The organism is Streptomyces sp. NPDC012508 (genome assembly GCF_042902595.1).
Classification (GTDB): domain Bacteria; phylum Actinomycetota; class Actinomycetes; order Streptomycetales; family Streptomycetaceae; genus Streptomyces.
Genome location: NZ_JBIBEO010000001.1, coordinates 1,141,590 through 1,165,669, shown reverse-complemented (window position 1 = coordinate 1,165,669; position 24,080 = coordinate 1,141,590). Strand labels below are relative to the sequence as shown.

The 24,080-nt window shown below is 71.5% G+C and carries 28 protein-coding genes and 1 pseudogene; 18 read left to right on the top strand and 11 right to left on the bottom strand.

Annotation, left to right across the window (positions count from 1 at the left end; genetic code table 11):
• The first annotated feature begins 2 nt into the window (after window positions 1–2).
• Complete coding sequence (alc, locus tag ACFY8U_RS05050; protein ID WP_389565709.1) at window positions 3–1,118, top strand: allantoicase; 1,116 nt, start codon at window positions 3–5, stop codon at window positions 1,116–1,118.
• 249 nt (window positions 1,119–1,367) lie between these two features.
• On the opposite strand, the gene ACFY8U_RS05045 is transcribed toward alc, so the two are convergent.
• Window positions 1,368–2,108 (bottom strand): SDR family NAD(P)-dependent oxidoreductase, encoded by a 741-nt coding sequence (locus ACFY8U_RS05045; protein WP_389565706.1) that lies wholly within the window; start codon window positions 2,106–2,108, stop codon window positions 1,368–1,370.
• A 195-nt stretch (window positions 2,109–2,303) separates the two neighbouring features.
• Here ACFY8U_RS05045 and ACFY8U_RS05040 point away from each other — a divergent pair, with 195 nt between their 5' ends.
• The 3 genes from ACFY8U_RS05040 (at window position 2,304) to ACFY8U_RS05030 (ending at window position 4,318) form a co-directional block, all read left to right on the top strand.
• Entirely contained in the window at window positions 2,304–2,912 is a 609-nt protein-coding gene (locus ACFY8U_RS05040) for a dihydrofolate reductase family protein (protein ID WP_389565704.1), read from the top strand.
• A 102-nt stretch (window positions 2,913–3,014) separates the two neighbouring features.
• Entirely contained in the window at window positions 3,015–3,941 is a 927-nt protein-coding gene (locus ACFY8U_RS05035) for a DMT family transporter (RefSeq protein ID WP_389565701.1), read from the top strand.
• Between the two features lie 11 nt (window positions 3,942–3,952).
• Window positions 3,953–4,318: a hypothetical protein gene (locus tag ACFY8U_RS05030; protein ID WP_361594379.1), complete on the top strand. Its 366-nt coding sequence runs from the start codon at window positions 3,953–3,955 to the stop codon at window positions 4,316–4,318.
• A 6-nt stretch (window positions 4,319–4,324) separates the two neighbouring features.
• Here the strand turns inward: ACFY8U_RS05030 and ACFY8U_RS05025 are convergent, their stop codons facing one another.
• Window positions 4,325–4,543 (bottom strand): hypothetical protein, encoded by a 219-nt coding sequence (locus ACFY8U_RS05025; RefSeq protein ID WP_389565699.1) that lies wholly within the window; start codon window positions 4,541–4,543, stop codon window positions 4,325–4,327.
• 146 nt (window positions 4,544–4,689) lie between these two features.
• Here ACFY8U_RS05025 and ACFY8U_RS05020 point away from each other — a divergent pair, with 146 nt between their 5' ends.
• From ACFY8U_RS05020 to ACFY8U_RS05005, 4 genes are read left to right on the top strand one after another with little or no spacing between them, the layout of a single operon-like run.
• Window positions 4,690–5,907, top strand: a complete 1,218-nt coding sequence (locus ACFY8U_RS05020) for a sensor histidine kinase (RefSeq protein ID WP_389565696.1) — start codon at window positions 4,690–4,692, stop codon at window positions 5,905–5,907.
• Window positions 5,904–6,572 carry a response regulator gene (locus tag ACFY8U_RS05015; RefSeq protein WP_389565694.1) on the top strand — a complete coding sequence of 223 codons (669 nt, stop codon included), beginning with the start codon at window positions 5,904–5,906 and terminating at the stop codon, window positions 6,570–6,572. Before ACFY8U_RS05020 ends, ACFY8U_RS05015 begins: the two co-directional genes overlap by 4 nt.
• Before the next feature lie 32 nt (window positions 6,573–6,604).
• Entirely contained in the window at window positions 6,605–7,783 is a 1,179-nt protein-coding gene (locus ACFY8U_RS05010) for a cytochrome P450 (protein ID WP_389565691.1), read from the top strand.
• A 4-nt stretch (window positions 7,784–7,787) separates the two neighbouring features.
• Window positions 7,788–8,216 (top strand): PaaI family thioesterase, encoded by a 429-nt coding sequence (locus tag ACFY8U_RS05005; protein ID WP_389565688.1) that lies wholly within the window; start codon window positions 7,788–7,790, stop codon window positions 8,214–8,216.
• Window positions 8,217–8,300: 84 nt separating this feature from the next.
• Here ACFY8U_RS05005 and ACFY8U_RS05000 read toward each other — a convergent pair whose 3' ends face one another.
• Window positions 8,301–9,305: a Gfo/Idh/MocA family oxidoreductase gene (locus ACFY8U_RS05000; RefSeq protein WP_389565685.1), complete on the bottom strand. Its 1,005-nt coding sequence runs from the start codon at window positions 9,303–9,305 to the stop codon at window positions 8,301–8,303.
• Window positions 9,306–9,451: 146 nt separating this feature from the next.
• Here ACFY8U_RS05000 and ACFY8U_RS04995 point away from each other — a divergent pair, with 146 nt between their 5' ends.
• From ACFY8U_RS04995 to ACFY8U_RS04970, 6 genes are all read left to right on the top strand, one after another.
• Complete coding sequence (locus ACFY8U_RS04995) at window positions 9,452–10,171, top strand: GntR family transcriptional regulator (RefSeq protein WP_389566178.1); 720 nt, start codon at window positions 9,452–9,454, stop codon at window positions 10,169–10,171.
• Between the two features lie 75 nt (window positions 10,172–10,246).
• On the top strand, window positions 10,247–11,266 hold the full coding sequence (locus tag ACFY8U_RS04990; RefSeq protein WP_389565683.1) for a sugar ABC transporter substrate-binding protein: 1,020 nt from the start codon (window positions 10,247–10,249) through the stop codon (window positions 11,264–11,266).
• Window positions 11,263–12,318 (top strand): ABC transporter permease, encoded by a 1,056-nt coding sequence (locus ACFY8U_RS04985; protein WP_361646343.1) that lies wholly within the window; start codon window positions 11,263–11,265, stop codon window positions 12,316–12,318. Before ACFY8U_RS04990 ends, ACFY8U_RS04985 begins: the two co-directional genes overlap by 4 nt.
• Entirely contained in the window at window positions 12,315–13,136 is an 822-nt protein-coding gene (locus tag ACFY8U_RS04980) for an ATP-binding cassette domain-containing protein (protein WP_389565680.1), read from the top strand. The genes ACFY8U_RS04985 and ACFY8U_RS04980 overlap by 4 nt, the downstream gene beginning before the upstream one ends.
• A gap of 36 nt (window positions 13,137–13,172) precedes the next feature.
• Window positions 13,173–14,351, top strand: a complete 1,179-nt coding sequence (locus tag ACFY8U_RS04975; RefSeq protein WP_389565678.1) for an ROK family glucokinase — start codon at window positions 13,173–13,175, stop codon at window positions 14,349–14,351.
• Entirely contained in the window at window positions 14,348–14,923 is a 576-nt protein-coding gene (locus tag ACFY8U_RS04970) for a hypothetical protein (protein WP_389565676.1), read from the top strand. The genes ACFY8U_RS04975 and ACFY8U_RS04970 overlap by 4 nt, the downstream gene beginning before the upstream one ends.
• A gap of 186 nt (window positions 14,924–15,109) precedes the next feature.
• On the opposite strand, the gene ACFY8U_RS04965 is transcribed toward ACFY8U_RS04970, so the two are convergent.
• From ACFY8U_RS04965 to ACFY8U_RS04955, 3 genes are all read right to left on the bottom strand, one after another.
• Entirely contained in the window at window positions 15,110–15,325 is a 216-nt protein-coding gene (locus ACFY8U_RS04965) for a ferredoxin (protein ID WP_361594401.1), read from the bottom strand.
• Between the two features lie 4 nt (window positions 15,326–15,329).
• Entirely contained in the window at window positions 15,330–16,547 is a 1,218-nt protein-coding gene (locus ACFY8U_RS04960) for a cytochrome P450 (protein ID WP_389565674.1), read from the bottom strand.
• A gap of 392 nt (window positions 16,548–16,939) precedes the next feature.
• Window positions 16,940–17,503 carry a hypothetical protein gene (locus ACFY8U_RS04955; protein WP_389565671.1) on the bottom strand — a complete coding sequence of 188 codons (564 nt, stop codon included), beginning with the start codon at window positions 17,501–17,503 and terminating at the stop codon, window positions 16,940–16,942.
• 222 nt (window positions 17,504–17,725) lie between these two features.
• Here ACFY8U_RS04955 and ACFY8U_RS04950 point away from each other — a divergent pair, with 222 nt between their 5' ends.
• The gene (locus ACFY8U_RS04950; RefSeq protein ID WP_389565668.1) at window positions 17,726–17,980 is read left to right on the top strand and encodes a DUF6479 family protein; all 255 of its coding nucleotides are present in this window, start codon (window positions 17,726–17,728) and stop codon (window positions 17,978–17,980) included.
• Window positions 17,981–18,154: 174 nt separating this feature from the next.
• A pseudogene (locus tag ACFY8U_RS04945) lies at window positions 18,155–18,265 on the top strand (DUF6766 family protein); the annotation flags it as partial.
• 37 nt (window positions 18,266–18,302) lie between these two features.
• On the opposite strand, the gene ACFY8U_RS04940 reads toward ACFY8U_RS04945, so the two are convergent.
• On the bottom strand, window positions 18,303–18,866 hold the full coding sequence (locus ACFY8U_RS04940) for a hemerythrin domain-containing protein (protein WP_389565665.1): 564 nt from the start codon (window positions 18,864–18,866) through the stop codon (window positions 18,303–18,305).
• Window positions 18,867–19,183: 317 nt separating this feature from the next.
• On the opposite strand from ACFY8U_RS04940, the gene ACFY8U_RS04935 reads away from it, so the two are divergent.
• Window positions 19,184–19,498, top strand: coding sequence for a hypothetical protein (locus ACFY8U_RS04935; protein WP_361443272.1), 315 nt, complete (start codon window positions 19,184–19,186; stop codon window positions 19,496–19,498).
• A gap of 599 nt (window positions 19,499–20,097) precedes the next feature.
• Window positions 20,098–21,183: a hypothetical protein gene (locus tag ACFY8U_RS04930; protein WP_389565663.1), complete on the top strand. Its 1,086-nt coding sequence runs from the start codon at window positions 20,098–20,100 to the stop codon at window positions 21,181–21,183.
• A gap of 109 nt (window positions 21,184–21,292) precedes the next feature.
• Here the strand turns inward: ACFY8U_RS04930 and ACFY8U_RS04925 are convergent, their stop codons facing one another.
• The 4 genes from ACFY8U_RS04925 to ACFY8U_RS04910 are packed head-to-tail and all read right to left on the bottom strand — an operon-like array spanning window position 21,293 to window position 24,066.
• Window positions 21,293–22,723 carry a cytochrome P450 gene (locus ACFY8U_RS04925; protein WP_389565661.1) on the bottom strand — a complete coding sequence of 477 codons (1,431 nt, stop codon included), beginning with the start codon at window positions 22,721–22,723 and terminating at the stop codon, window positions 21,293–21,295.
• Complete coding sequence (locus tag ACFY8U_RS04920; protein ID WP_389565659.1) at window positions 22,720–23,343, bottom strand: ATP/GTP-binding protein; 624 nt, start codon at window positions 23,341–23,343, stop codon at window positions 22,720–22,722. Before ACFY8U_RS04920 ends, ACFY8U_RS04925 begins: the two co-directional genes overlap by 4 nt.
• On the bottom strand, window positions 23,324–23,680 hold the full coding sequence (locus ACFY8U_RS04915) for a DUF742 domain-containing protein (protein WP_361443260.1): 357 nt from the start codon (window positions 23,678–23,680) through the stop codon (window positions 23,324–23,326). The genes ACFY8U_RS04920 and ACFY8U_RS04915 overlap by 20 nt, the downstream gene beginning before the upstream one ends.
• On the bottom strand, window positions 23,677–24,066 hold the full coding sequence (locus ACFY8U_RS04910; RefSeq protein WP_260230769.1) for a roadblock/LC7 domain-containing protein: 390 nt from the start codon (window positions 24,064–24,066) through the stop codon (window positions 23,677–23,679). The genes ACFY8U_RS04915 and ACFY8U_RS04910 overlap by 4 nt, the downstream gene beginning before the upstream one ends.
• Window positions 24,067–24,080 lie beyond the last annotated feature (14 nt).

The window sequence follows — 24,080 nt, the reverse complement described above, 5'->3', positions numbered from 1 at the left end:
CCGTGACCGGCATACCCTCCTTCACCGGCGACGCCAGCCCCTTCGGCGGCGGTGACCCGTACGCCGACTACCGCACCGCGGACTTCCCGTTCACGCAGTACGCGGACCTGGCCGACCGCCGCCTCGGCGCCGGTGTGATCGCCGCGAACGACGAGTTCTTCGCCGAGCGCGAGAACATGCTCAAGCCCGAGGCCGCCGAGTTCGACCCCGAGCACTTCGGGCACAAGGGCAAGATCATGGACGGCTGGGAGACCCGCCGCCGCCGTGGCGTCTCGGCCCAGCAGCCCCACCCGACCCAGGACGACCACGACTGGGCGCTCGTACGCCTCGGTGCCCCCGGTGTCGTCCGCGGCATCGTCGTCGACACCGCGCACTTCCGCGGCAACTACCCGCAGGCCGTCTCGGTGGAGGCGACCTCCGTGGCCGGCTCCCCGTCGCCCGAGGAGCTCCTCGCGGACGACGTGAAGTGGACGACGCTCGTCCCGCGCACCGCGATCGGCGGCCACGCCGCCAACGGCTTCGCCGTCGACGTCGAGCAGCGCTTCACGCATCTGCGCGTCAACCAGCACCCCGACGGCGGCATCGCGCGCCTCCGTGTGTACGGAGAGGTCGCCCCTGACCCGAAGTGGCTGGGCGTCCTCGGTACCTTCGACCTCGCGGCGCTGGAGAACGGCGGCCAGGTCGAGGACGCCTCCGACCGCTTCTACTCCCCGGCGACCAACACCATCCAGCCGGGCCGCTCCCGCAAGATGGACGACGGCTGGGAGACGCGGCGCCGCCGCGACAAGGGCAACGACTGGATCCGCTACAGCCTGGCCGCCGAGTCCGAGATCCGCGCCGTCGAGATCGACACCGCGTACCTCAAGGGCAACAGCGCGGGCTGGGCGGCGCTGTCCGTCGCCGCCGAGGGCTCCGAGGACTGGACCGAGATCCTGCCCCGGACCCGCCTCCAGCCCGACACCAACCACCGCTTCGTGCTGGACACGCCGGCGGTCGGCTCCCGGGTCCGGATCGACATCTACCCCGACGGCGGCATCTCCCGCCTCCGCCTCTTCGGTTCGCTCACCGAGGAGGGCGCGGCGCGCCTGACGGCCCGCCACCAGGAACTGGGCGGGTAACGACACCCCGCCCGGCCCGCGAGGGCGCACCGGCCGACAGCACCGGCGCGCCCTCGCGGCTCTTCTTTTCTGGCTCGGTTCGCCTCCGGGCGCCCGAGCCGGGCTCACGACCCCGACCGTGCTCGCCTCCCTCGTTCCTCGGGAGGCTCCGCGCGCTCGGGGCCGTTCCCCCGGCGCGCCCTTCGGCTCACTCGCCGGGCCCACGGGGTGGTCGCCGGCGAGGGGCATTGCCCGGTCGGGGTGGACGGCCTACGCCGCGTGGCCGCCGTCCACGGCGAACTCCGCGCCCGTCACGTACGCCGCGCCCGGGCCCGACAGGAACGCCACCGTCGCGGCGACCTCGTCCGGGGTGCCGTAGCGGCCCAGGGCCGTCATGGACGCCTGGTCCGGCGCGTACGGGCCGTCCGCCGGGTTCATGTCGGTGTCGACGGGGCCCGGGTGGACGAGGTTCGCGGTGATGCCGCGGCCGCCCAGCTCCCGTGCGAGCGCCCTGTTCAGCCCGGCCAGCGCCGCCTTGCTCATCGTGTAGAGCGTGCCGCCCGGCCCCGGGACGCGCGCTGTCATGCACGAGCCGATCGTGATGATCCGGCCGCCCCGCTCCATCCGCGCGGCCGCCGCCTGCGCGGCGAGGAAGGCCCCCCGTACGTTCACCGCGAGGACCCGGTCCACATCGGCCAGGGCCAGCGACTCCAGCGGGGCGATCACCCCGACCCCGGCGTTGTTGACCAGCACGTCGAGCCGGCCGAGCGCGTCCGCCGCCCACTCCACCGCGCCCGCCGCGTCCCCGGCGTCCGCCGCGTCGGCCCGCAGGGGGAGCGCCTTGCGTCCGGCCGCCTCGATCCGCGCCGCGACCTCCTTCGCCCGCTCCTCGCCCGCCACGTACGTGAACGCGACGTCCGCGCCCTCCCGGGCCAGCCGCAGCGCCGTCGCGGCACCGATCCCGCGGCTGCCGCCCGTCACCAGGACCGCCTTGCCGTTCATCGTGGACATCCCGAACCTCCGTAAGAAGCACCGTGTGGTTGCGGGTTCAATCAAAGTCGGGTGGCGGTCCCGGTGCTGGCGGCAATCGGACGCCGACGCCGACGCCGATGCCTACGCCGATGACTTTCGCCGAGCGGTGGAGTCGGAGCTTGTGAGACACGATGGACCGGGGGATCCCGACCCGGCCGAGCGAAAGGCAGGACCATGGGCAAGCTCTCCCTCACCCAGTTCGTGACGATCGACGGCGTCTACCAGGCACCCGGCGGGCCGGAGGAGGACCCCAGCGGCGGGTTCGAGCACGGCGGCTGGTCCGTCCCGTACGGCGACGAGGACTTCGGGGCCTTCATGAACGAGGTCTTCGCGCGGCCCGCCGCCTTCCTGCTCGGCCGCCGTACGTACGAGATCTTCGCGAGCTACTGGCCGAAGCAGACCGACGCCGCCGACCCCGTCGCCTCCAAGCTCAACGCCCTCCCCAAGTACGTGGCCTCCAGCACCCTCACGACGGCCGACTGGGCAGGCACCACCGTCCTCGGCGGCGACGCCGTCCAGGAGGTCGCGGCCCTCAAGGACCGCGTCGACGGTGAGGTGCAGATGCACGGCAGCGGCGGCCTCGCCAAGTCCCTGCTGGCCGCCGACCTCATCGACACGCTCCACCTGCTCGTCTTCCCCGTCGTCCTCGGCACCGGCCTCAACCTCTTCGACGGCGCCCGGCCCACCGCCTTCCGCAACGTCGGGTCCAGGACCACCGGCTCGGGCGTCGCCATCAGTACGTACGAACTGGCGGGCCGCCCCGAGTACGGCAGCTACGTCTAGGCGAAACATGTAGCCACCACCCGTCTCTCCGGGTACGGTGATCGTCCCGCGTGCGAGCCGCCGAAGTCTCCACCCCGCCCGACGTGTTGGAGCAGGCCCACGATGTCCTCGATCGCCGCTTCCGTGCCCTTGCGCGCCCCGCGCCCTGCCTGGCTCACCGACCTTCCGGTCCTCCTCGTCGCCGTCGTCTGGGGCGCCAGCTATCTCGCGGCCAAGGGCATCACCACCACCCACACCGTCGTCGCCGTCCTGGTCCTGCGGTTCGCCGTCGTCCTGCCCGCACTCGTCGTCGCCGGATGGCGGGGGCTGCGGGCACTGACCGCGGTCCAGTGGCGCGGCGCTGGCCTCCTCGGTCTGATCCTCAGCGGGATCTTCCTCCTGGAGACCTATGGCGTCGTCCACACCTCCGCCACCAACGCCGGCCTGATCATCAGCCTCACCATGATCCTCACGCCGCTCGCCGAGGCGGCCGTCACCCGGACCCCCATGCCCCGCGCCTTCCTGGCCGCCGCCGGTCTCTCGGTCGCCGGTGTGGTGCTCCTGACGCAGGGCGGCGGCTTCACCGCACCGTCCCTCGGTGATCTGCTGATGCTCCTCGCCGCGCTCGCGCGGACCGTGCACGTCCTGGCGATGTCGCGGATCACGTCCGTCCGGAGCGCCGACTCGCTCTCCCTGACCACCGTGCAACTCGGCTCCGCCGTCGTCGTCTTCGCCCTGCTCGCCACTCTCCCCGGCACCGGCGCGTCCCCGTGGTCCGTGGCGCTCGACTTCGGTCCGCGGGAATGGGCCGGGCTGCTCTTCCTCTCCGTCTTCTGCACGCTCTTCGCCTTCTTCGTGCAGATGTGGGCCGTCCGCCGCACCTCCCCGTCCCGGGTCAGCCTGCTGCTCGGTACGGAGCCCCTCTGGGCCGCCACCGCGGGCATCGCGATCGCCGGCGACCGCCCGGGTGCGCTCGGCATCGTGGGAGCCATCCTCGTACTGGCGGGCACGAGTTGGGGCCGCCGGGCGGCCGACGAGAGCGCCCGGTAGGTTCTTGCCCCATGCGTTCACTGCCGTACGACATAGAATTCCGGAGCCGTGCCCGGCGCACCCAGGGGTGGGGTGTCGGGCTGCTGGCCCTCGCCGGCCTGATGTGGATCTGGCTGGCTGTGCTGATCTTCGCGCCGTACGAACTCGAAGAGGGCTACGGAAGCGACGAGTGCGAGTCCCGCTGGTCCAGCGAGTACCTGCACAAGAGCAGCAGCCGGTGCGTCAACGAACGTGACTGGCCCGAGCTCCTCACGGTCCTCGGCGGCTCGGTCCCCCTCGCCGTCGTCGGGGCCGTCCTCTACACCAGTGGCTCCGTCTCCCACCGCATGGCCGAGCACCTCGCCGAGGTCACGCGCCTCAACGAGGCCGCCCGCTGACCCTCGTCACGTGCGGCGGCTCGTGTCCGCGATCATCACGATCACGAAGCCGATGACCGCGATGACGATGTTCGCGAACAGCGCCCTGTCCTCCAGGAACGACACGTTCTCCGTCAGGGCCCGGGTGAACCCCATGAACGGGAACCAGCCCGTCAGCTCGCGCAGCACCCCCGCGAGGCCGCCGACCAGCACCACACCGCCCACGAACTCCAGAAACTTCTTCATGGGCCGATCATGGTTCCCAGCGCCACAGGCCCGCGTCGGTCCAGGGGACAGAGTCGGTGCTACCGAAGTCTCGGACCGCGCGACTTTGGTAGCTTCCCGGCCTCCGTGACCGGCCGCGCGCCCCTGACGTGCGTACTTTGGTGCGTATGACACGTACGGACCCGCACGCCTGGCTGCTGCCCTCAGCCATGGCCGACCCCACGGCCGCCGGTACGTCCGGACGCAGGCCGCGGCGGACCGTACGGGACTGGGTCGTCGACAGCCTTCTCTTCCTCTGCGCCGCCTTCATCGGGCTCCTCGCCGCCGAGGCCGTCGACCAGTACAACAGCGAGACCGTCGCCTTCGTCGACCAGATCGTCGGCGCCGCCGCCTGCTGCGCCCTCTGGCTCCGCCGCCGGTGGCCCGTCGGTCTGGCCGTCGCGCTCTCCCTGCTCAGCGTCGTCGCGCCCGTCGCCGGCGGCGCGTTCCTCGTGAGTCTGTTCAGCGTCGCCGTCCGGCGGCCCTTCCGCGAGATCGCCTGGATCGGCGCGCTGGCCGCCGCCTGCTCCGTCGCCCAGGTCTTCGTACGGCCCGACCCCAGCACAGGCACCATCCTCGGGATCGCCATCGGCCTCATCCTGATCCTGCTCATGACCGCCTGGGGCATGCTCGTACGCTCCCGGCGCCAGCTCGTCGAGGCCCTGCGCGAGCGCGCCCGGCGCGCCGAGGCCGAGGCGGAGCTCCGCGCCGAACAGGCGCAGCGCCTCGCCCGGGAGGCCATCGCCCGCGAGATGCACGACGTACTCGCCCACCGCCTCACCCTGCTCAGCGTGCACGCCGGAGCGCTCGAGTTCCGCCCCGACGCCCCGCCCGAGCAGGTCGCGCGCGCCGCCGGAGTCATCCGCGACAGCGCCCACGAGGCGCTCCAGGACCTCCGGCAGATCATCGGCGTGCTGCGTACCCCCGGTGAAGGCGGTGACGGCGACCGGCCGCAGCCCACGCTCGCCACCCTCGACGCGCTGGTCGCCGAGTCCCGCGAGGCCGGGGCCAAGGTCGTCCTCGACTCCACGATCGACGATCCGGACGCGGTCCCCGCCGCCACCGGCCGTACCGTCTACCGCATCGCCCAGGAGGGGCTCACCAACGCCCGGAAGCACGCTCCCGGCGCCGAGGTCACCCTCACCGTGCGGGGCCGCCCCGGCGACGGACTGACCGTCGAGGTCCGCAACCCGGCCCCCACCGGACCCGTGCCCCACGTCCCCGGCTCCGGCCAGGGCCTCATCGGCCTCACCGAGCGCGCCACCCTCGCGGGCGGTCGCCTGGACCACGGTCCGGCACCCGACGGTGGGTTCGCCGTGCACGCCTGGCTACCGTGGCCCTCATGACCATCCGGCTGCTCATCGTCGACGACGACCCCCTGGTCCGCGCGGGCCTCACCCTCATGCTCGGCGGCGCCGACGACATCGACATCGTGGGAGAGGGCACCGACGGGCGCGACGTCCCCGAGCTCGTCGCCCGCCTCGCCCCGGACGTCGTCCTCATGGACATCCGGATGCCGCACGTCGACGGCCTCACCGCCACCGAACTCCTGCGGGCCCGCCCCGAGGCCCCCGAGGTCATCGTGCTCACCACCTTCCACGCCGACGAACAGGTCGTGCGCGCCCTGCGGGCCGGCGCGGCCGGATTCGTCCTCAAGGACACCCCTCCCGCCGAGATCGTCTCCGCCGTCCGCCGCGTCGCGTCCGGTGACCCCGTGCTCTCCCCGGCCGTCACCCGCCAGCTGATGAGCCATGTCGCGCAGAAGCCGGAACAGTCCCGCAGCGCGACCGCCACGGCCCGGATCGCCGAACTCGCCCAGCGTGAACGCGAGGTCGCCGTCGCCGTCGGCCGCGGCCACTCCAACGCCGAGATCGCCGCCGCGCTGTACATGAGCGTGCCGACCGTCAAGACCCACGTGTCCCGGATTCTCGCCAAACTCGGCCTCAACAACCGTGTCCAGATCGCCCTCCTGGTCCACGACGCGGGCCTCCTCGACGACGGGGAGGCTTAGTGCACGGGAACGGGCCCGCCTAGGCTGAGGCGATGTCCACCATCGAACTGGGGGAGTGGGGCGCGGACTTCACCGCGAATCCGTATCCCTACTACGCGAAGCTCCGCGAGAGCGGTCCCGTCCACCACGTCCGTATGCCCGACGGCTGGGAGTTCTGGCTCGTCGTCGGCCACGAGGAGGGGCGCGCGGCGCTCGCCGACCCCCGCCTGGCGAAGTCGCCCTCCGTCATCGGCGTCACCCCGGTCGACGAGGAACTCATCGGCCCCAACCTGCTCGCCGTGGACGCCCCGGACCACACCCGGCTGCGCAAGCTCGTGACCCGCGAGTTCACCGGCCGGCGGGTCGAGGCCCTGCGTCCCCGAGTCCAGGAGATCGCCGACGAGCTCGCCGACGCGATGGCACCGGCCGGCCGCGCGGACCTCGTGGACTCCTTCGCGTTCCCGCTGCCCATCACCGTCATCTGCGAGCTCCTCGGTGTCCCGGCCGCCGACCGCGACTCCTTCCGCCGCTGGTCGAACGAGCTGGTCGCGCCGACCGGGGGGACGCCCGAGCGGGAGGTCGTCGAGGGCTTCGGCGCCTACCTGGACGCGCTCATCGAGGACAAGCGCGCCTCACGGCCCTCGGACGACCTGCTGTCCGCCCTGATCACCACCCGCGCCGAGGACGGCGACGCGCTGTCACTGCGTGAACTGCGTGGCATGGCCTATCTGTTGCTCGTCGCCGGGCACGAGACGACCGTCGGTCTGATCACCAACACGATCCGGGCGCTGTTCGCCCACCCCGGCCAACTCGCCGATCTCCGCGCCGACTTCGGGCTGCTCGACGGCGCGGTCGAGGAAGGGCTGCGCTACGACGGGCCGGTGGAGTCCTCCACCTTCCGGATCGCCAAGGAGGCGATCACGGTGGGGGACACCGCCATCCCCGCCCTCTCGCCCGTCTTCGTCTCCCTCGCGGCCGCCGACCGCGACCCGCAGCGCTTCCCGGAACCGGACCGCTTCGACATCCGCCGCGAGCCGCGCGGCCATCTGGCCTTCGGACACGGCATCCACTACTGTCTCGGCGCGCCCCTCGCCCGCCTGGAAGGCACCATCGCGATCCGGACACTCCTGGAGCGCTTCCCGCGGCTGGAACTCGACCCCGAGGGCTCTCCGTGGGAGTGGATGCCGGGCCTGCTCGTCCGCGGTGTACGGCACCTTCCGGTCCGGTGGTGACCCGATGACCGCATCCTCCCCCCACCTCGACCTGGATCAGGCGCGGAAGGTCCTGGACGGCCAGCCGTTCAGCCGGCTCGTCGGCGCCCGGATCACCGCCTTCGGCGACGGCGGCGCCACCCTGGAGGTGGACCTCCGCGAGGAGCTCCAGCAGCAGAACGGGTTCGCCCATGGCGGGGTGCTCTCGTACGCCGCCGACAACGCGCTCACCTTCGCGGCCGGGACCGCGCTCGGGCCCGCCGTTCTGACCGCGGGCTTCTCCATCCAGTACGTCCGCCCCGCGCGCGGCCGCACGCTCGTCGCCCGAGCGAGCGTGGTCCACGCGGGGCGACGGCAGGCGGTGGTGCGATGCGATCTGCTGACCGTGGACGGCGAGGGCGCCGAGACCCTGTGCGCGGTGGCGCAGGGGACGGTGCTCTCGGCGGCCGGCTGAGGGCCCGGCGGGCTCGCTCCAGGACGGGAAGGCCCTACGACGGGATCCCGCCGGGGGCCCTGCGGCGAGATCCCGCCGAGGGCCCTACGACGGGATCTCGGCCAGGGCAACCGGCCGGTGTTCCCGCCGGGAGCGCTCGCACGCCTCGGCGATCCGGAGCGCCTCCAAGGCCTCCCGGCCGTCACAGGGGTTGGCCGCCTCGCCGCGCACCAGCCTTACGAACGCGTCCAGTTCGGCCTCGTACGCCGGCGCGAACCGGTCGATGAAGCCGGGCCACGGCTTGACCGGGGCGGGCGGCCCCCCGGCCTCCACTGAGGTGAGCGGGGTCCGGTCGTCCAGGCCCACCGCGATCTGGTCCCGCTCGCCCGCCAGCTCCATCCGTACGTCGTAACCGGCGCCGTTGCACCGGGTCGCCGTGGCCGTCGCCAGCGTGCCGTCGTCCAGGGTGAGCAGCGCGGCCGCCGTGTCGACGTCGCCCGCCTCCCGGAACATCGCCGGGCCCGCGTCCGAGCCGGTGGCGTACACCTCGACGACCTCGCGCCCGGTCACCCAGCGCAGTATGTCGAAGTCGTGCACCAGACAGTCCCGGTAGAGGCCGCCGGAGAGCGGCAGATACGCGGCGGGCGGCGGGGCCGGATCGGAGGTCGCCGCCCGTACGGTGTGCAGCCGGCCGAGCCGCCCTGTCCGTACCGCCTCACGGGCCGCCGCGTACCCGGCGTCGAAGCGGCGCATGAACCCGAGCTGGAGCTCCGTGCCCGCGGACTCGACCGCCCGCAGCGCGCCGAGCGTGCCCGGCACGTCCAGCGCGATGGGCTTCTCGCAGAAGGCCGGGAGCCCGGCGCCGGCCGCGCGGGTGATCAGCTCGGCGTGGGCGGCCGTGGCGGAGGTGATGACGACGGCGTCGAGGGCGTGGTGGTCCAGGAGGGCGTCGACGGTCGGCGCCATGTCCGCGCCGAGCGCCCCGCCGACCCGCGCCGCCCGGTCGGGGTCCGCGTCCGCCACGACCAGCGACTCGACCTCCGGGTGACGGGCGAGCACGCCCGCGTGGAAGGCCCCGATACGACCCGTTCCGATCAGTCCGATACGCATGGCCCCAAGGTGGTGCCGGACGGTCACCCTGTCAAGGATTTGTCAGGACAATCGGACTTCACCACTTCCTGTCATCATCTCCTCGGGCTACGCTCCCGTCCGTGTCCAAGCCGTCGTCGTCGTCCGCCGCCACGCCACCGCTCTCCGTGGACCGCACCAGCCCGGTACCGCTCTACTACCAGCTCGCCCGGCAGCTGGAAGCGGCCATCGAGAACGGAGCCCTGGCCCCCGGCAGCCTGCTCGGCAACGAGATCGACCTCGCCACCCGGCTCGGACTGTCCCGCCCCACGGTCCGGCAGGCCATCCAGTCCCTGGTCGACAAGGGACTCCTGGTCCGCCGGCGCGGCGTCGGCACGCAGGTCGTGCACAGCCAGGTCAGGCGCCCGCTGGAGCTCAGCAGCCTCTACGACGACCTGGAGGCCGCGGGCCAGCGCCCCGCCACCCGCGTCCTCGTCGACCGCGTCGAACCCGCCTCCGCCCGGGTCGCCGCCGCCCTCGGCGTACCGGAGGGCAGCGACGTCCGCTACGTGGAGCGGCTGCGCACGGCGCACGACGAGCCCATGGCGTACCTGCGCAACCACCTCCCGCCCGGGCTGCTCGACGTGGACTCGGAGAGTCTGGCGACGACCGGCCTCTACCGGCTGATGCGCGGCGCCGGTATCACTCTGCACAGCGCCCGGCAGACCGTCGGCGCCCGCGCCGCCACGTCCGCCGAGGCGGAGCTGCTCGCCGAGGAGGAGGGAGCACCGCTGCTCACGATGGAACGCACCACTTTCGACGACACGGGGCGGGCTGTCGAGTTCGGCTCCCACCTCTACCGGGCCTCGCGGTACTCCTTCGAGTTCCAGCTGCTGGTCCGCCCCTGACCCACTGACGACCGCGCGATCCCCATGACCGATACTGCAATGCACGCAGAAGGACACAAAGGAGGGCACGGCCTCGTGACCAGGCTTCGGACAGGAGGGGTACGCGCCGCAGTCGGCGCCGTGCTCGCGGTGGCGCTCACCGCCGCACTCGCGGGGTGCAGCAGCACCGGCGGGAAGCGCGCGGAGGACGCCCGCAAGGCGGCCGCCGCCCAGGGGAAAGCGGCCGTGAACACCCCCCGGTGGACCTTCGCCATGGTGACCCACTCGGGCGACGGCGACACCTTCTGGGACATCGTCCAGAACGGCGCCGAGCAGGCCGCCGTCAAGGACAACATCAACTTCCTCTACGCCCATAGCGACGAGGCGCAGCAGCAGGCCCAGCTCATCGACTCGTACATCGCCAAGGGCGTCGACGGCCTCATCGTCACCCTCGCGAAGCCCGACGCGATGAAGACCGCCGTCGACAAGGCGGTCAAGGCCGGCATCCCGGTGATCACCGTCAACTCCGGCTCCGAGCAGTCCAAGGCCTTCGGCGCACTCACGCACATCGGCCAGGACGAGACCGTCGCCGGCGAGGCCGTCGGCGAGGAGCTCGACAAGCGCGGGAAGAAGAAGGCCCTGTGCGTCCTGCACGAGCAGGGCAACGTCGGCCACGAGCAGCGCTGCGCCGGAGCGAAGAAGACCTTCGGCGGCGATCTGCAGAACCTGTACGTCGACGGCACCAACATGCCCGACGTCCAGGCCTCCATCGAGGCCAAGCTCCAGTCCGACCCGGCCATCGACTCGGTCGTCACCCTCGGCGCGCCGTTCGCGGACGCCGCCGTCCAGGCGAAGAAGACCGCGGGCTCCGAGGCCGAGGTCGACACCTTCGACCTCAACGCCAAGGTCGCCTCCGCGCTCGCCGCGGGCACCCTCGGCTTCGCCGTCGACCAGCAGCCCTACCTCCAGGGCTACGAGGCCGTCGACCTGCTCTGGCTGTACAAGTACAACGCCGATGTCCTCGGCGGCGGCAAGCCCGTCCTGACCGGCCCCCAGATCATCACCAAGGACGACGCCGAGGCGCTGAAGGGCTACACGGAGCGGGGCACCCGATGAGCGCGACCGCCCCGACGGGGGACGGCCTCGACCATGTCGACGAACGGCTGCTGCGCACCTCCCCGCTGAGGAAGTTCCTGGCCCGGCCCGAGCTCGGCTCCGTCGTCGGCGCCGCGGCCGTCTTCGTCTTCTTCTCGCTGGTCGCCGACAGCTTTCTGCGCGCCTCCAGCCTCGGCACGGTCCTCTACGCGGCCTCGACCATCGGGATCATGGCGGTGCCCGTCGCGCTGCTGATGATCGGCGGTGAGTTCGACCTCTCGGCCGGCGTGATGGTCACCACCTCGGCGCTGATCTCGTCGATGTTCAGCTACCAGATGACCGCGAACGTCTGGGTCGGCGTCGGCGTCTCGCTGCTCGTCACCCTGGCCATCGGAGTCTTCAACGGCTTCATGCTGACCCGCACCAGACTGCCGAGCTTCATCATCACCCTCGGCACGTTCCTCATGCTGACCGGCCTGAACCTCGGCTTCACCAAGCTGATCAGCGGCACGGTCTCCACCAAGTCGATCGCCGACATGGAAGGCTTCCCCTCCGCCCGGAAGCTCTTCGCCTCCCAGCTGACCATCGGCGGCGTGGATCTCAAGGTCACCATCCTGTGGTGGATCGGCCTGGTCGCCGTCGCCACCTGGATCCTGCTGCGCACCCGCTTCGGCAACTGGATCTTCGCCGTCGGCGGCAACGCCGACGCCGCCCGAGCGGTCGGTGTCCCGGTCTTCCGCACCAAGATCGGCCTCTACATGGGCGTGGCCTTCTGCGCCTGGATCTCCGGCCAGCACCTGCTCTTCTCCTTCGACGTCGTCCAGTCGGGAGAAGGCGTCGGCAACGAGCTGATCTACATCATCGCGGCCGTCATCGGCGGCTGTCTGATCACCGGCGGTTACGGCTCCGCCATCGGCTCGGCGGTCGGCGCGTTCATCTTCGGCATGACCAGCAAGGGCATCGTGTACGCGGAGTGGAACCCGGACTGGTTCAAGTTCTTCCTGGGAGCGATGCTCCTGCTCGCGACCCTGCTGAACGCCTGGATCCGCCGGCGTGTGGAGGCAACCAAATGACCACCCCCGAGTCCACCGCACCGGCTCCCGCCACCGGCACCGCGCTCGTCGAGCTCGACGACGTCAGCAAGTACTACGGCAACATCCGCGCCCTCGAGGGGGTCTCCCTCGAGGTCCACGCGGGTGAGATCACCTGCGTCCTCGGCGACAACGGAGCCGGCAAGTCCACCCTCATCAAGATCATCGCGGGGCTGCACCGGCACGACGCCGGCACCTTCCGCATCGAGGGCGAGGAGGTCTCCCTCGCCAACCCGCGCGAGGCCCTGGACCTGGGCATCGCCACCGTCTACCAGGACCTCGCCGTCGTCCCCCTCATGCCGGTCTGGCGGAACTTCTTCCTCGGCTCCGAGCCCACCAAGGGCGCCGGCCCCTTCAAGCGCCTCGACGTCGAGCTGATGCGCGAGACCACCCGCTCCGAGCTGCTGCGCATGGGCATCGACCTGCGCGACGTCGACCAGCCCATCGGCACCCTGTCCGGCGGTGAGCGCCAGTGCGTGGCCATCGCCCGCGCGGTGTACTTCGGCGCCAAGGTCCTGGTCCTGGACGAGCCGACCGCCGCCCTCGGCGTCAAGCAGTCCGGAGTGGTCCTGAAGTATGTGGCCGCGGCCCGTGACCAGGGCCTCGGAGTGGTCCTCATCACCCACAACCCGCACCACGCCTACCTCGTCGGGGACCGTTTCGTGCTGCTCAAGCGCGGGGTCATGGCGGGCAGCCACACCAAGGATTCGGTCACCCTGGACGAGCTGACCCGCCAGATGGCGGGCGGCAGCGAGCTCGAGGACCTGCGCCACGAGCTGGAGCGCCCCACCGCTTCGTAACGGCCCCCCGACACCGCACCTGGCAGAATCGAGCCGATGAGTACCTACCGCGACTTCGCCAACCGGGGCTCCGCACGGGCCACGGTGCTGCGGACCGTCGGCACCCGGGAACGGCGCTCCCACCTGACCGCGCCCCGGGTGCCCACCGTCGGCATCGACATCGGCGGTACGAAGGTCATGGCCGGTGTCGTCGACGCGGACGGCACGATCCTGGAGAAGCTCCGCACCGAGACGCCGGACAAGTCCAAGAGCCCCAAGGTCGTCGAGGACACCATCGTCGAGCTGGTCCTGGACCTCTCCGACCGGCACGACGTGCACGCCGTCGGCATCGGCGCGGCGGGCTGGGTCGACGCCGACCGCGCCACCGTCCTCTTCGCCCCGCACCTCGCCTGGCGCAACGAGCCGCTGCGCGACTCGCTGCAGTCCCGGCTCGCCGTCCCCGTCATGGTCGACAACGACGCCAACACGGCCGCCTGGGCCGAGTGGCGTTTCGGCGCCGGACGGGGCGAGGACCACCTCGTCATGATCACGCTCGGCACCGGCATCGGCGGCGCGATCCTGGAGGACGGGCAGGTCAAGCGCGGCAAGTACGGGGTGGCCGGCGAGTTCGGCCATATGCAGGTCGTCCCCGGCGGACACCGCTGCCCCTGCGGCAACCGCGGCTGCTGGGAGCAGTACAGCTCCGGCAACGCGCTGGTCCGCGAGGCCCGTGAGCTGGCCGCCGCCGACTCACCGGTCGCGTACAACATCATCGAGCGGGTCAAGGGCAACATCCCGGAGATCACCGGCCCGCTCATCACCGAGCTGGCCCGCGAGGGCGACGCCATGTGCGTCGAGCTCCTCCAGGACATCGGCCAGTGGCTCGGCGTCGGCATCGCCAACCTCGCCGCCGCCCTGGACCCCTCCTGCTTCGTCATCGGCGGGGGCGTCAGCGCCGCCGACGACCTGCTGATCGGCCCGGCCAGGGACGCCTTCCGGCGCCATCTCACCGGCCGCGGCTACCGCCCCGAGGCCCGGATCGCCAAGGCCCAGCTCGGCCCCGAGGCCGGCATGGTCGGCGCCGCCGACCTCGCCCGGCTCGTCGCCCGGCGCTTCCGCCGCGCCAACCGGCGCCGCGTCGAGCGGTACGAACGGTACGAGCGCTACGCGCAGGCCCTGCGCAACGGCCCCGCGGCACGCACCTCCTCCCGCACCACCCAGGACCCGCCTTCATGACCGTCCCCTCCCCGACCACCTCTCCCGAACAGAGCACGAAGATGCCGGAGGACCGGCGCCACATGATCCGCCGCCGCTGGCTGACGGCGATCATCATCGTGCTGCTCGTCGGCATCCCCGCCGGATACCTCGTGATCTCCGCCGGGCAGAGCCGCGACAGCGGCCGCGACAAGGAGCGCGAGTCCTCCGCCACCGGGCTGCGCGAGAGCTGGCCCTCGCTGATGAAGCGCCGCATCTTCGAGGTCCCGATCCCGCCGGGCAGCACGGGCGTCGCCTACTACGAGACCAGCAACTGGAAGACGAGCCGGCTGTACGTCCGCTTCACGACGAGCGCGGGACGGCTCGACGCCTTCCTGAACGAGATCGGCTCCAGCCGCTCCGAGCTGGATCCCGGCGAGGTCACGGTCAGCGAACGCGACGCCGACATCGTCGGCTGGGACTTCCCGGCGGACGGAACCTGGTCGGGCACGACCGTCAGCCGGGACAAGCCACGCCCCGACGAGGACATCACCGTCGACCTCAGCGACCCGGCGGCCCCCACGGTGTACGTGGTGTCGACCACGACACCCTGACCGCACGGTCCACCCTCCGTGCCCCTGACCGATGGCGGACCGCACACGCACGAGCCGGCCCGACGGGTGTTCCGTCGGGCCGGCGCCGTGCGAGAGCGATGTGACCAGGTCGTCCACCTACTCGTGCGACGAGACGGTGTCATGGACGACTCGCCCTTGCCCGCACCGGCACCCGGGGCGCCGTAGCTAGGCGGCGGGGGAGGAACCCTGCTCCGTGACGGTGATGACCGAGGCGGGGCAGACACCGGCGGCGACGCGGACGGCCGCGTGGTGTTCCCCCGGCGGCCGGGCGTTCAACAGCGTGACCAGGCCCTCGTCCTCGTCCTGGTCGAAGACCTGAGGGGCGGTCAGGGCGCACATTCCGGCGCCGAGGCAGCGGTCGCGGTCGACGTGGACGTCCATCGGATCAGCTCTCTTCCCACGTGACCGGCAGCCGGTGCACACCGTAGATGTTCATGTTCGTCCGCAGCGGCACCTCCTCCGCCGGCACGTCCAGACGCAGCGTGGGGAACCGCCTGAGCAGCGCGGGCAGGGCCACCGTCATCTCGACGCGGGCCAGTTGCTGTCCGAGGCACTGGTGGATGCCGTGCCCGAAGCCCAGATGCCCCGTGGCCTTTCGGTGCACGTCGAGGCGGTCGGGGTCGGGGAACCGCTCCGGGTCACGGTTGGCGGCCTCCAGCGAGAGGGTGACGCTCTCGCCCGCCCTGATGAGCCGGCCCTCCACCTCGACATCCTCCAGCGCGGACTTGATGCCGGTGTGGGCGACGGTCAGGTAGCGCATCAGCTCTTCCACGGCCTGCGGGGCGAGGTCAGGATCCGCACGCAGGGCGTCGGCCTGGGCCGGGTTGGTGAGCAGCGCGAACGTCCCGTGGGCGATCATGTTGGCGGTGGTGTCGAGCCCGGCGGCGAGCAGGAAGCCACCGACGCCGACGAGTTCCTCGTCGGTGAGGTCGGAGTCCTGGGCGAGGTCGCCGAGCAGGTCGTCCGAGGGCTCGGCGCGCTTGGCCGCGACCAACTCGGCCATGTACTCCTGGAGTCCGGTGAACGGGGCGTACTGCTCCTCGGGCGTCACGTCCCTGGACATGAGTGTGTGGGCGTGGTTCTGGAAGCGCTCGCGGTCGGCGTAGGGGACACCGAGCAGCTCGCAGATCATCAGCGCGGGCAGGGGCCGCGCGAACGCCTCGACCAGGTCGGTGCCCGGGCCGCTCCGCTCCATCGCGTCCAGGTGCTCGGCGGTGATCTCCGCGACCCGGTCGGAGAGCAGCCGCATCCGGCGGACGGTGAACTTGCCGGTCAGGAGCCGCCGGAAGCGGGTGTGCCGGGGCGCGTCCATCCCGGTCATGTCGCCGACCGGGGCGGGCGGCAGCGGGCCCTCGGGTCCGCCGGGGAAGGGGTAGTGCAACAGCTCGTACCGCGAACTGAAGCGCGGGTCGCCCATGATGGCGCGGACCATGGAGTGACCGGTGGCGAGCCAGCCGATGTGCCCGTCGGGGTACGTCATCCGGGTCAGCGGGCTCGCCTCGCGCAGCTCCGCCAGTCCTGCGGGCGGGTCGAACGGGCAGCCGGCGGCGCGCTGCGTGGGGATCGTGACGGGCTCGGTGTGGGCCGACGGTTCGTGCTGCAAGGTGTCCTCCGTGGAGACATGGCCCCTCCGGCGCCATGCATGGCGCCACGGGGTGAGCGCGACAACAGCGGTCGCTGACATGGACCGTGAACGTGCGACGGAACTGCTCGACCTGGCGGGTCGGGTCCGTGAGCACGATGGTGGCACCAATCTGGCGCCAGAGCAAGTCACTGTGGCGCCAGATCGCGCCACATGGCGTCATGGGCGCTCGGAGCTGACGCACGTGCCGGAGCGGCCGCTGGAACCGGGACGGCTGCCGACCGGCGGGGTGCTCCCGAACCTGGGCCTGACCGGCCCCGTCCGGGCGCGCCCCGGCGGGGTGCTCCCGAACCTGGGCCTGACCGGCCGCGTCGGGGTGCGCCTCGACGCGGAGCCGCCGGCCCGTGACCGCCTCAACCGGGCCGTGAGCCGGAAACCGGGTGACGTTCCTCGGCCACCGGTGGGGCCAGTTCCGCGCCGAACACCTCGGCGGAGCGGCGTCGCCGGATGTCGTCCAGGGTGCGGGACTGGGCCTCCGCGCGAGTGAGGAGCCTGTCGAGGTCCGCGGAGTCGAGACCGGAGCGGGTTTCGGCAAGTGTGCGCAGAATCCGCCAGCACGCCGCCTTGCCCTCGACGGCGAGGAGCATCGCTTCGAGCTCCACCACGTCGCTGAGCGGGGAGCGGGAGAGAAGCCTGCCGTTGAGCTTGAGCCGTCCCGCCTTCTCCCCGATCCTGCCCACGATCTCGCGCAGGGGCCTCACGGGAACGTCGAGGTCGCGCATGATCCGGCGCAGGCTCCGCCGGTCCTCCTCGATCTGGCGCGCCAAGGCGTCCAGGGCCGGCCCCGACTCCGTGTGGCGCCGCCCTTCGACGATGCGCCGGATCAGCCGTACGCCGGCCGCCGCGCCTGTGAGGTGGTCGTTCAGGTACACGGTGAGCAGCGGTCCCGACAGGGTCTCGGGCTTGTCGTCGCGCATGGCACTGCCTCCGTTCCGGGCCCTCTCCGCGCCTTCCGCACGTCCGACCTCGACGCGCGGTGCCACCGGCGTTCTCGTGACTCGGCGACTCTCCCCTTCCGGGAGGACCAAACAACCGCCGGGGCCGACGCACAGGGGGGACACCCGCCCGGCGGCGTTTGCGGACGCCGGTACGGGACAGACGCGGGGCGCAGCACCCGGACCCGTTCCAGAGAGGCGATCATGACCGTAACCACCGCCATCACAGCGACACCTGCCCTCGCCGCATCGGCAGGATCCAACGCCGTAGTCTTCGCCGTCGTCATCGGCGTGGTGGTCGTCGCACTTCTCATCGGCGCGTTCTGGTGGGGCAGCCGTCGCGTCGCGCGCCGACGTCGGCCGACCGGCGACCCCACGCAGACGAACACCACAGCCGCCCGCGACGACTCATGGACCACCCCCGAAGCCGACCGCGACCTGGGGGACTCCCGCCGCTGACGCCCGCCCACCGTCCGCCGCTGCCTGCGGCGGGTTCCCTCCTCCGGGTAGCGACACCGAGCAGCGGTGTTCCCAGGGGTTCCAGGCCAGCAGCTCCCTGACGGCGCCCCGCGTGGCGCCGTCGAGGCGGAGTTCAGCGAGCAGCTCACGGTCGAAGGGCTCCAGCCGCTCACACTGCTGGCCGTCGCCGCGATGGTCATCCTGTCCGTCTACCTCCGTCAGCCCGGATCCCCGGAATCCAAGCCGGTCGGCGCCGCGCACACGGCGACCGGCGTGGAGGGCTGACGGCCGCGGCACCGAAGCCGGGAACGTCCCGCGCGGCTCAGGCGTCCCTGCCGCGGCCGCTCATCATGGCGCGGAGCCGGTCGACGAGGCCCACCCCGGGCGCGAGCAGCGTGTTCGCCGGCGGCGTGTCCGGGGCGGAGGGGTGCGGGCGGGTCGGTGCGGTCTCCTTGGAGGCGCGCACCTTCTCGCCGAGTTCGGCGAGCGGCTCGGACGGGCACGTGGCGCGCAGCCGCGGGAACATGTCGCCCTCCTCGTCGGCCACGTGCTCCCGGATCTCCGTCATGAGCCTGCCGACCAGTGCGTCGAAGCGCGGGTCGTCGGCGTCGCAGCTCTCCAGCTCCTTCATGATCCGCTCTGCCGCGGCGTGATCCTCGAGCTCCTTGTCCGCGAGGGCGTCCCCGTCGGGGAGATGCTCGCGTACGGCCGGGTAGAGGTACGCCTCCTCGGCGACGGAGTGCCGGACCAGCTCGATGGTGACCTTGTCCGCGGCGACCTTCCTGCGGGAGTCCCCGGAGGGAAGGCTCTCGATCTCCCGGAAGAGATCCTCGACCTCCTGGTGGTCGGTGGTCAGCTCGCTGATGACGTCACCGCCGTGTCCCATGGTGCCCTCCTCGGTCGAAGTGGTGTGCGTGAGGCTGCAGGTCATCTCGTCTCGAACCGGGTGATACGGCCGTTCCGGTGGTGGTCGCGACCCCGAACGCCGGATGGCCACCCGTGCCCGCAGACATCCCTCTGTCCCCGCTCGCCGCGGCGACCACACACCGGCTGACTCGCGCCTTCCCCGCCGGCGGCGGCGCACTCCAGCGCGGTCCGGTGAAGGCGCAGGCTCGCCAGGCCGTCACGCTCGCCGCCTGGCTGGGTATGCGATGCGGGCAACGCCTTCACCGGGTCGGCGCCCCTTCCTCCTACGCTCGGCACATGACCGAGAACGAGATTCAGCTCAAGGCCATCGCGGCACTCACGGCTCTGCGCGGCGGTGTAGGCACGGACTACGTCTCCGACCTGCTCGGCGAGGTGATCCCGACGCAATTCCTCGTCCCGGCCACCGAGGACGCGGCGGAGGTGAGCCTGGCCGTGCTGAGCCAGCTCTCCGAACCACTGAGCGCCCTCATCAACGGCTTCGTCCTGGCCTTCGAGACCGTCGCCGACGCGTACGACCGGACAGCCCCCGAGGCACCCACCGACGCGATCCTCCAGGCACTCGCCCTGGACATCGCGCGCGACTCCGACTGATTCGCCTCGTCCTTGCGCCGTCGCCCCACAGCAGAGCCGGGTCTTTGGCCTCGTGGACGCAGAGCGCACCGGGGCGCGGAGGTTGGCTGGGGTGCGTGGCCGGCGGTCGTCGGCCACGCGGTCCGGCCGGTCGGGCACCGCCCCGTGCTCCGACTGTGCCCTCCGTCTCTTCGATGTGGAGGTGGCGCGCGGCTGGCGGGATTTGGTCGATCATGGCCTGCTTTGGGATCGAATTTGAGCCAATTCCGAACAGAGGGATCGTTTCTTTCTGTACAAACCTGCTCTGATCGTGGCCGAGGAGGGCCGCCCGGGGTTGTCGGCCGACCTCGCTGGGAAGGTTTGGAGCGCCAATTGACCGGAAACCGCCCGTCGCCCGTCGTCATGGCGGTAGCAGCTCGTCAGGCTCCGGCACCCGGCCGGCCGGCCGACACGACTCTCGAATGTGCAGCGCGTCCACGTCCTCGCCTGTTGCGGTGGGTGCCACCACACGCCCACTGACATGTCGTCAACTCCCCTCATCCGGAGCTGTCTTCGCTGGGCGGCCGGTTCGCGCTCGTGGTCCGCACACCGATGTGCGCCGAAAGGGAGGTAGGGATCCCATGACAGTGCAGGACATCGAACTTCCCCTCCTGCGGATGCCGTTCCCGGTGCGGGTGAACCCGTACCTGCCGGCCCTGCGCGAGGAGGCCGAGACGTGGGCGCGCGAGACGGGGATGCTGGCCGGCGGCGACGTACCCACGGCCCGCCGGCCGATCTGGACCCGGTCCCAGTTCCACGCCATGGCCGTCGACCAGCTGACCGCCTGGACGCTGCCCGACGCCTCGCTCGCCGGCCTCCGGCTCAACCACCGGTTCAACCTCTGGGCGCTGGCCTGGGACGACTACTTCGCCGCCGCCTTCAAACAGACGGGCGACCTCGTCGGCGCGCAGGTGTTCACCGTCCGTCTCCACGCCTTCCTGCCGCAGGAGCCGGGCGCCTGGCTGCCGGAACCGGTCAACGCCGTCGAACGGGGTCTGGCCGACCTCCAGCACCACCTGTTCCCGCCGAGCCTCGCGCACTGGCGGCCGGCGCTCAACGGGGCCCTTGCGCGCTACATCGACGCGGGAGTCCAGGAACTGGCCAACAGCCTCACCGGCCGCGTCCCGGACCTCATCGAGTACGCCCAGTTCCGCCGCGAGAGCTTCGCCGCGTACACCGCCCCGTACTCCGTCGAACTCTCCACCGGCGCGCGGATCCCCGAGCGGATCCGGCGCAGCCGGACCGTCTGCGCCCTGCTCGACGCGTTCATGGACTACATGGGCCTCGCGAACGACATCGCCTCCTACCAGCGGGAAGTCCATGACGAGCACGACGTCAACAATCTCGTCGTCGTCCTCGGAACCTCCCTGGGCATCAACGTCCAGGAGGCGATGGACGCCGCCGCCGATCTGGTGACGGCGCGGCTGCGCCATTTCGAGCACCTCGTCCGGAGCGAACTGCCGCCGCTCGTCCAGCGAGCCGGACTGGACCACGGCGAACAGACGGAGCTGGAGGCGTGGCTCGGCGGAGCCCGCAGCTTCCTGTCCGGTCTCCACGCCTGGTACACCGGCGCACCCCGCTACGCCCCCATGGGCGGCTCCATACCGGAGCAACGGACACCCACCTCCCCCACGCCTGCCCTGGAGAGGTGCTTCCCGGCGTCATGAGGGAGGGCCTGGGCGGTACGGGCACGAGGCGCCCGCCCCCGCCTCCGCAGGGGCTGCCGGCTCACGCTGTCCGGCAGCCCCTCGGCCGTGGGCTCCGCTCCGACCCGCCCTACGAGGACCGGCTCATCCGCAGCAACCGCCTCAGCCGGGTCCGCCACGAGGCGCGAGGTGCGGATTCCGGCCACCGGGGTGCCGAGGGCATGGCACTGCTCGGCGGCGGCGGTACCGGCAGAGGCGCCGACACTTCGCGGATCTCCGGAACGCGCGAGGCGAACTTCACGGGCAGCGCCGTCAGATGCCGGGACCAGGTGGAGGAACGCCAGGTGAGCTCGGACTCGCGGACGGCCAGGCTGATGTCGGGCAGCCGTGTGAGCAGGATGTCGATGCCCGTGTCGGCGATGACACGGCCAATGTCCTGACCGGGGCACTCATGGGCACCGGCGCTGAAGGACAGGTGGGCGCGGTTGTGGTGCACCCGGGTCGAGGGATCCCGGCGGACTGCCTGATCGACGTTGCCGGCGGCCAGGCCGAGCAGCAGCATGTCGCCCGCCTTGATCTCCTGCCCTCCGAGCGAGGTGTCACCCGTGGCCCAGCGGCCCGGGCACACCATCAACGGCGGCTCGTCCCACAGCACTTGCTCCACGGCTTCGGGCAGGGTCATCTGACCGCCGGCCAGCGACCCGCGGAACCGTGGGTCGGTGACCGTCATCCGCAGCACGTTGGCCATGAGATTGGCGGTCGTCTCGTAGCCCGCGAGCAGGATGAGGCGCAGGTGGTGCTGTACCTCCTCGTCGCTGAGGCCGGCCGGGTGCGCCATCAGTACGGACGCGATGTCCTGCCCGGGCAGGACCCGCTTGGCGGCGACGAGCTGCTCGAGGGTCTCCAGCACGTAGGCGTTGCTGGCGAGCGACGTCTCGGTGGCCTTGAAGAGGTCCCGGGCGGCATGGACGAGCTTGGGAGCGTCCTCGTCCCGCATCCCGAGCAGGTGCGTGAGCACGAGCATGGGCAGCGGCTCGGCGAACTCGCCGACCAGCTCCGTCCTGCCCTTCTGGCAGAACTCGTCGATGAGCTGGTGCGCGAAGCGGGTGATGTGGCGGCGGACTCCGCGCAGGTCGAACTGGTTGAGGCCGGCCGTGACCGCGCCCCGCAGGCGCTGGTGCTCCTCACCGTCCGCGCACACGCAGTCGGGTCGCCAGCCGATCATCGGCACGAGCGGCGAGGTCTCGGCGTCGATCTCGCCGCTCGTCCAGCCGTGCCAAGTGCGGGGGTCACGGGAGAACTGGGTGGAGCGGGTGGCCACATCGCGGTTCTCGAGGTACCCCAGGACGAGCCAGGCGCGTACGTCCCCTTCGAGCAGGACGGGCGCCACCGGACCGTGGGCGGCACGCAGCTTCTCGTACAGGCCCATGGGGTCGTTCACGGCATCGGGACCGTGGAGCCGGGTCACGCCCTCGGCTCCCGTGGCGGTGTGGGCGGGGCAGCCCGGGGGCGGGACGAGCCCCGGTTCCGTCGTGGTGTGGTCGGTGGGCGGGACAGTCATACGGACTCCTGGGCGGCGGCGAGGGTGCACAGGTAGCCCATCAGCGAGAGCAGGGCGTCGCGGCTGGACGACCGCTCGCGTGCGTCACAGGTGATGATGGGCACGGATTCGTTGAGGGCCAGCGCGGTGCGCAGTTCGGCCACCGGATGGTGTGGCGCCTCGGGGAAGGTGTTGACAGCCACGATGAAGGGCACGCGGCGGTCTTCCAGACGGGTGATGATCTCGAAACAGACTTCGATCCTCCGGGTGTCGACGAGGACCACAGCGCCGAGCGCGCCCTCGAAGATGCCGTTCCACAGGAACCAGAAACGCTCCTGGCCCGGCGTTCCGAAGAGGTAGAGGATCAGCTCCTCGTTGATGCTGATCCGGCCGAAGTCCATGGCGACGGTGGTGGTGTTCTTGCCCTCCGCGCCGGGGTTGTTGTCGATCCCGACGCCGGCCTGGGTCATGGTCTCTTCGGTGGTCAGAGGCGAGATCTCGCTCACCGCCCGGACCATGGTCGTCTTGCCGACGCCGAAGCCGCCGACGATCACGACCTTGACGCCCCTGGCGCCGTGCGGCAGAAGCACATCCGTGCCGCGGGGGCCGGCGGCGGGTGCGTCAGAGATTACGTAGTCCATGGATCACCGCCTCCAGAAGGCCGAGTTCGGGGACCGCAGCGACAGGAACAGGGGCGATGGCCTCGACCCGCCCGTCCTCGACGAGCCGGGAGAGCAACGCCGTGAGGACACTGAACGGAAGACTCAGATACGCGGATATCTCGGCCACCGACAGCGGGTACTGGCACATGGCGAGAATCGCCGCCTGCTCGGGCTGCATGGCGGGTTCGGGTGCGGACCTCGATGTGATGAGGGTGACCAGGTTGAACGCCTTGGCCGAGGAACCCGAGCCACCGGAGATGACGTAAAGCGGAACGGGACTGCCTTCGTCCCATGGATCCTGGTGCTCTGATGTCACATCGCCTGCCCGACGTCATCCCGTGGCGGGCTGGTCATGTGCTGGCCGATCCGGAGCACGAGCGTACGCATGCGGTCGCCCAGCAGGCCCGCGTCCACCTCCTCGTCGGCCAGCACCGCGAGGTAGGCCCCGGGTCCCGCCGCCATGAGGGAGAAGTATCCGCCGTCGACTTCGATCCCGACCATGCGCGTCGAGCCGTCTCCGTGCGGGAACTTCTGCGCGATGGCCTTCGCCAGGCTCTGCATGCCCGAACAGGCAGCGGCGATCGCGTCAGCGGTGTCGGTCTCCGTGTTCGCTTGACCGATGCACAGACCGTCCGACGACAGCACGACCACGTGTCGCACGTACGGGACGCTGGCCGCGAGCTCCTTGAGCATCCAGTCCATGTTGGGCAGTGGCG

Excerpts from the sequence above, each read along its gene's own strand:
- ACFY8U_RS05030 (WP_361594379.1), top strand. The coding sequence starts at position 3,953 with ATGCGTTCACTGCCGTACGACATAGAATTCCGGAGCCGTGCCCGGCGC.
- ACFY8U_RS05040 (WP_389565704.1), top strand. The coding sequence starts at position 2,304 with ATGGGCAAGCTCTCCCTCACCCAGTTCGTGACGATCGACGGCGTCTAC.
- ACFY8U_RS05000 (WP_389565685.1), bottom strand. The coding sequence starts at position 9,305 with ATGCGTATCGGACTGATCGGAACGGGTCGTATCGGGGCCTTCCACGCG.
- ACFY8U_RS04930 (WP_389565663.1), top strand. The coding sequence starts at position 20,098 with ATGACAGTGCAGGACATCGAACTTCCCCTCCTGCGGATGCCGTTCCCG.
- ACFY8U_RS04965 (WP_361594401.1), bottom strand. The coding sequence starts at position 15,325 with ATGGACGTCCACGTCGACCGCGACCGCTGCCTCGGCGCCGGAATGTGC.
- ACFY8U_RS05015 (WP_389565694.1), top strand. The coding sequence starts at position 5,904 with ATGACCATCCGGCTGCTCATCGTCGACGACGACCCCCTGGTCCGCGCG.
- ACFY8U_RS05025 (WP_389565699.1), bottom strand. The coding sequence starts at position 4,543 with ATGAAGAAGTTTCTGGAGTTCGTGGGCGGTGTGGTGCTGGTCGGCGGC.
- ACFY8U_RS04970 (WP_389565676.1), top strand. The coding sequence starts at position 14,348 with ATGACCGTCCCCTCCCCGACCACCTCTCCCGAACAGAGCACGAAGATG.
- ACFY8U_RS04955 (WP_389565671.1), bottom strand. The coding sequence starts at position 17,503 with ATGCGCGACGACAAGCCCGAGACCCTGTCGGGACCGCTGCTCACCGTG.
- ACFY8U_RS04910 (WP_260230769.1), bottom strand. The coding sequence starts at position 24,066 with ATGGACTGGATGCTCAAGGAGCTCGCGGCCAGCGTCCCGTACGTGCGA.
- ACFY8U_RS04925 (WP_389565661.1), bottom strand. The coding sequence starts at position 22,723 with ATGACTGTCCCGCCCACCGACCACACCACGACGGAACCGGGGCTCGTC.
- ACFY8U_RS04985 (WP_361646343.1), top strand. The coding sequence starts at position 11,263 with ATGAGCGCGACCGCCCCGACGGGGGACGGCCTCGACCATGTCGACGAA.
- ACFY8U_RS04975 (WP_389565678.1), top strand. The coding sequence starts at position 13,173 with ATGAGTACCTACCGCGACTTCGCCAACCGGGGCTCCGCACGGGCCACG.
- ACFY8U_RS04940 (WP_389565665.1), bottom strand. The coding sequence starts at position 18,866 with ATGGGACACGGCGGTGACGTCATCAGCGAGCTGACCACCGACCACCAG.
- ACFY8U_RS05020 (WP_389565696.1), top strand. The coding sequence starts at position 4,690 with ATGACACGTACGGACCCGCACGCCTGGCTGCTGCCCTCAGCCATGGCC.
- ACFY8U_RS04920 (WP_389565659.1), bottom strand. The coding sequence starts at position 23,343 with ATGGACTACGTAATCTCTGACGCACCCGCCGCCGGCCCCCGCGGCACG.
- ACFY8U_RS05035 (WP_389565701.1), top strand. The coding sequence starts at position 3,015 with ATGTCCTCGATCGCCGCTTCCGTGCCCTTGCGCGCCCCGCGCCCTGCC.
- ACFY8U_RS04950 (WP_389565668.1), top strand. The coding sequence starts at position 17,726 with ATGACCGTAACCACCGCCATCACAGCGACACCTGCCCTCGCCGCATCG.
- ACFY8U_RS05045 (WP_389565706.1), bottom strand. The coding sequence starts at position 2,108 with ATGTCCACGATGAACGGCAAGGCGGTCCTGGTGACGGGCGGCAGCCGC.
- ACFY8U_RS05005 (WP_389565688.1), top strand. The coding sequence starts at position 7,788 with ATGACCGCATCCTCCCCCCACCTCGACCTGGATCAGGCGCGGAAGGTC.
- ACFY8U_RS05010 (WP_389565691.1), top strand. The coding sequence starts at position 6,605 with ATGTCCACCATCGAACTGGGGGAGTGGGGCGCGGACTTCACCGCGAAT.
- ACFY8U_RS04935 (WP_361443272.1), top strand. The coding sequence starts at position 19,184 with ATGACCGAGAACGAGATTCAGCTCAAGGCCATCGCGGCACTCACGGCT.
- ACFY8U_RS04980 (WP_389565680.1), top strand. The coding sequence starts at position 12,315 with ATGACCACCCCCGAGTCCACCGCACCGGCTCCCGCCACCGGCACCGCG.